We start from the raw sequence: 3,597 nt of genomic DNA, 5'->3' as shown, positions 1-3,597 counted from the left end.
ACCGCATTGACGCCATCATGACGCGCAGAACATAATAACTGGGTGGGTCAAATCTCGGTGACAATGCCGGGTCAGGTCTCAGTGACAATCAACAGAATGACCTCGCGCGGCGTGTAGTGCTCCCCAGCCGTCTCGTTCGAGATTTCCGAAAAGCGCCGGATGAGATCCTCGAACAGATACCCCATCTCGAGATTGGAGATAGCGTCGGGATGCAGGTCGATCTGCGTGAACTTGTCGAACACCTGGTAGAGCAGGCCGGCGTCGTTGAGGCGTTTGAGCTGATCGGTGAACAGGAACTTCTCGAGAAAGAGTCGCGGACATTGGATGAGAACCGCGTGATGTAGTCGAGCAGGTTCTGATGGATGTCCTTCGCATCCTGCCCCTTCAGCGAGGCGAATGTGAAGCGCGACTCGTTATAGAGGCGAATATCCTGCCCGACGACGCCGGACAGCAACGCGTCACGCGCTTCGTCGTCCATGTCATTGGGCAGCGAGGCCGCCATATCCAGAACAGCCGGCTTGGTCTCTTCGAGGATACAGTCCAGACGGCGCAGCACAACGAAGGGTAGAATGACCTTCCCATACTCGGATTGCTTGAAATCGCCCCGCAGAAGTTCGGCGATCGACCAGACGAAACTGCCCAGGCTCTTAATATCGTTGTTGCTCATCACCATCCCTGCCGTTTTCTCGCTCAGGATGTGCCGTGAGGCCCGAGAGTGCAAGAGCGGATACGGGAGCTTCCGATCGCAGTAGCTGTGCCGCGCCAGAACGCATTTCCATCACGGATACTCGCCCCTTCTAGGACATCGCACCGTGCCATGGGATCCAGCGAGCAGGCTTCATACCGGCTTCTATCCATTCCCCGCCCGCGTCGAACCCTGCCACGAAACGCCAGCGAAACCGTGGCTCTCACGGTATCGGTGATCTGCGCCATGGCCCTGGCTTTCGCGCGACAAAGCACGCCCAGGTAATGTGGCCACCCGCCAGCGCCTTTTGCCAACGCGAAATGCTCTCTGCGATGCGGCCCGCCGCGCCGGGGTTCAGTCCCTCCACGGGGCGGGCGAGCCGGGCGGCCAGCTTGTCGTAATGGGTCCGGATGTCGTGGGGCCGCTCTTCGGCGTGGAGAATGTCGAACCCGGCTGCCACAGCCATATCGCGGTAATCGCGCGGCGTGGCATCGGCCTGCACACCAAGCCGGTCGAACGCCGCCTCGACCAGGGCGATCTCGGCCCCCGCGCGGGTCAGGATGTCCGAGAAGGCGAAGACGCCACCGGGGCGCAAAACTCGGAAAACCTCGGAAAGGACCCGTGGTCTGGCGTTGGAATGGATCAGGGACTCTTGGCAAATCACGGCGTCCCAAGCTGCGGACGCGCTCTCGATGCCGTGGAAATCGCCGATCTCGACCGTGATGATCCCGTCCAGGCCCGCGGCACGATTGGCCCGGCGCGCCTCGTCGACACAGGCCGAGGCGATGTCGATCCCCTTGGGGTAGCAGCCACGCTCGGCCAACAGCCTGAGTGTCCCGCCATAGCCGCACGCGATGTCGAGCACCGCATCGCCCTGGCCCAGCCCGGCCAGATCGAGTAAGTAGCGCGTCATCGCCGCCGATGCCTTGGCAACCGTTTCCTCGCCGCTGTCGTAGCGCCCGATATGGATGTCCGCCCCACCCCACACGAGGCGGTAGAAATCCGCAACATCGGCATCGTCGTAATACTTCGAAGCAGCCGATGCATTGGTTTCTTCGCCCGACATGTCGCCCTCCTGTAAATCGGATTGGTCCCCTGACGGTAGCAAGTAACACAACGTGGGGTAAGGCCTGCCTGTGGGCCACCGGGAGAAAGGGCGTGCAAAGGGCGGCTTTGTTCTTCCGTCCAAATCGGTCATCACCGGCGAGCCAATGTCCAGCGTTTCCCTTCAGCTCTTCCGCCCGTGTCTAACTGAGGCGGCCTGTCTGATCACGGTCGGTCCATCCCGGAGCTGTTTGAGCGCCAGCCCTGCCGCGCAGTGCGACACGGGCACCATTGCGCTGTCGCGGGATCGACAGAAACCGCGTCAATAGCCGATGATCTCGACCCTTCGGTTCTTGCTGCGGCCCGCCTCAGTTGCATTGTTGGCTACGGGCTCTGTCTCTCCACGACCCTCGGAGGTGATGGTCGCGCCGGCCAGATCCGGGTGATTGCCCAGATAGGTTCGCACTGCCTTCGCCCGTTCTTGCGACAGGGCAAGGTTGTAATCGTCGCTTCCAGTGGAATCGGTATGTCCGATGACGCGGAAACTGCCGAGATCCGCGGCGGCGATATCCAGCGCGAGCGCATCGAGGGCGGTCTGCGCGTCGTTGCGCAGTTCTGTGCTGTCCACCCCGAACAGAACCTCCCCTTCCAGCACGAACCGCATCGTGGAGCCGATCGCCGCAACCGCATCGATATCGCTGCCCGCGAATCTCGAACCGCAATCGATCCCGTCGTCTGTCAGGCGCACATAGCGGAAGCTCGTATCCGTCGGCGCAAGACCGGCGATATCCACCTCGGCTCGGCCGCCGCTGATCTCACCCAGATCTGTCCAGGTCGTGCCATCCTCCGAGATTGCAAGGCTCATGGCTTCGACATTCGGGCCAACCTCGAAGACATAAAGATCGGGCCCCTCGACATCAATCAGTGCGTTGTCCGTGAATTGTAGGATGACCGATCCGTCGCATCCGAGCGACAGGAAGCTGCCGTCATCCACGTCGCCCGAAAAATCCGGCGCGCCAAGTGCGGCCTTCGGATCACGGGCGCCATCCACGATCTTGCCAGTTCCCTGATTGTGGGCCACGACCACGTCGGCGAAGGACCGATCGCCCTGCGGCAAGGTCACAGTGCCTCGCTTACCATCCTGATACTCGCTGCTCTCGTCGGGTTGGGCCAGAGCCGGGGCCGCGAGAGCGGCAAGAAGTATCGTGAGGGCTGGGAGCAAGCGGAAAGAACGCGTCAAAAGGGCCTCCGTCATGTGCTGAAGCAATATCAGTATTCTGAGATGCGGGATGTTCGTTGAAGCGCACCACCTTCACGATGCCGTGTCAACCGGCCAGTGAAGAGCTGGTGCTGTCGAAACGCGAGTTGTCGCTTGGATAATTTAGGCTGCGGGCCATAATGGACACAAGCGGTGATCTGATCTCACTGGCGGGGCATATGGGAGCTTTCGATCGCAGTAGCTTTGCGGCGCCAGAACGCATCCTCCCCAAGATGCCTGCCGTTTCTAGGACTTCGCACTCACACAAGGGATCCGGCGAGCAGGCTTCAAACCGACTCGCAGCCATTCCTCGCCCTATACCGGCACCAGCCAAGGTGAGGTAGGTGGCTTGGCGGCCCTGCCGAACACCCCATTGAACCTACTGCCTGAGACCTTATCCGCTGTGCGCAATCATATGGCGCGCGGAGTCAACAGGAACATGTGACATCTAACCTTGGACACGCGCACTATGGAGCGTCACACAAGCGCCCCACCTCACCCCGCACTTGGGAAAAGAGCTATGCGGGATTTTGGGTGACGGGGCCTGATCAAGCGGCGCGGTTTTCGGTGTCGTTTTCAGCGACACCGTCGGTGAATGTGACGCCTTCGA

Annotated in this window: 4 protein-coding genes and 1 pseudogene; 1 reads left to right on the top strand and 4 read right to left on the bottom strand. The window is 61.0% G+C overall.

Annotated features, from left to right (window positions below; all coding sequences use genetic code 11):
* Nucleotides 1-71: 71 nt before the first annotated feature.
* Nucleotides 72-185: an N-6 DNA methylase gene (locus tag G568_RS20760; RefSeq protein ID WP_245582979.1), complete on the bottom strand. Its 114-nt coding sequence runs from the start codon at nt 183-185 to the stop codon at nt 72-74.
* 24 nt (nt 186-209) lie between these two features.
* Here G568_RS20760 and G568_RS20850 point away from each other — a divergent pair, with 24 nt between their 5' ends.
* A complete protein-coding gene (locus G568_RS20850; RefSeq protein ID WP_281169020.1) occupies nt 210-344 on the top strand; it encodes a hypothetical protein in 135 nt (44 codons plus the stop codon).
* 17 nt (nt 345-361) lie between these two features.
* Here G568_RS20850 and G568_RS20910 read toward each other — a convergent pair.
* The 3 genes and pseudogenes from G568_RS20910 to G568_RS20625 form a co-directional block, all read right to left on the bottom strand.
* Nucleotides 362-667 (bottom strand): annotated as a pseudogene (locus G568_RS20910) (type I restriction-modification system subunit M N-terminal domain-containing protein); the annotation flags it as partial.
* Between the two features lie 241 nt (nt 668-908).
* A complete protein-coding gene (locus G568_RS19445) occupies nt 909-1,751 on the bottom strand; it encodes a class I SAM-dependent methyltransferase (RefSeq protein WP_051203154.1) in 843 nt (280 codons plus the stop codon).
* Nucleotides 1,752-2,051: 300 nt separating this feature from the next.
* Nucleotides 2,052-2,951 carry an OmpA family protein gene (locus G568_RS20625; protein ID WP_211222282.1) on the bottom strand — a complete coding sequence of 300 codons (900 nt, stop codon included), beginning with the start codon at nt 2,949-2,951 and terminating at the stop codon, nt 2,052-2,054.
* Nucleotides 2,952-3,597 lie beyond the last annotated feature (646 nt).

Source organism: Sediminimonas qiaohouensis DSM 21189, assembly GCF_000423645.1.
GTDB classification, from domain to species: Bacteria; Pseudomonadota; Alphaproteobacteria; order Rhodobacterales; family Rhodobacteraceae; genus Sediminimonas; species Sediminimonas qiaohouensis.
Note: the sequence above shows the minus strand (reverse complement) of the source record. Positions and strands in the feature narration are given on the sequence as shown.

Bases quoted from the DNA above. Each gene is read 5' to 3' on its own strand.
- G568_RS20760 (WP_245582979.1), bottom strand. From the start codon at position 185: ATGGGGTATCTGTTCGAGGATCTCATCCGGCGCTTTTCGGAAATCTCG.
- G568_RS20850 (WP_281169020.1), top strand. From the start codon at position 210: ATGCAGGTCGATCTGCGTGAACTTGTCGAACACCTGGTAGAGCAGGCC.
- G568_RS19445 (WP_051203154.1), bottom strand. From the start codon at position 1,751: ATGTCGGGCGAAGAAACCAATGCATCGGCTGCTTCGAAGTATTACGAC.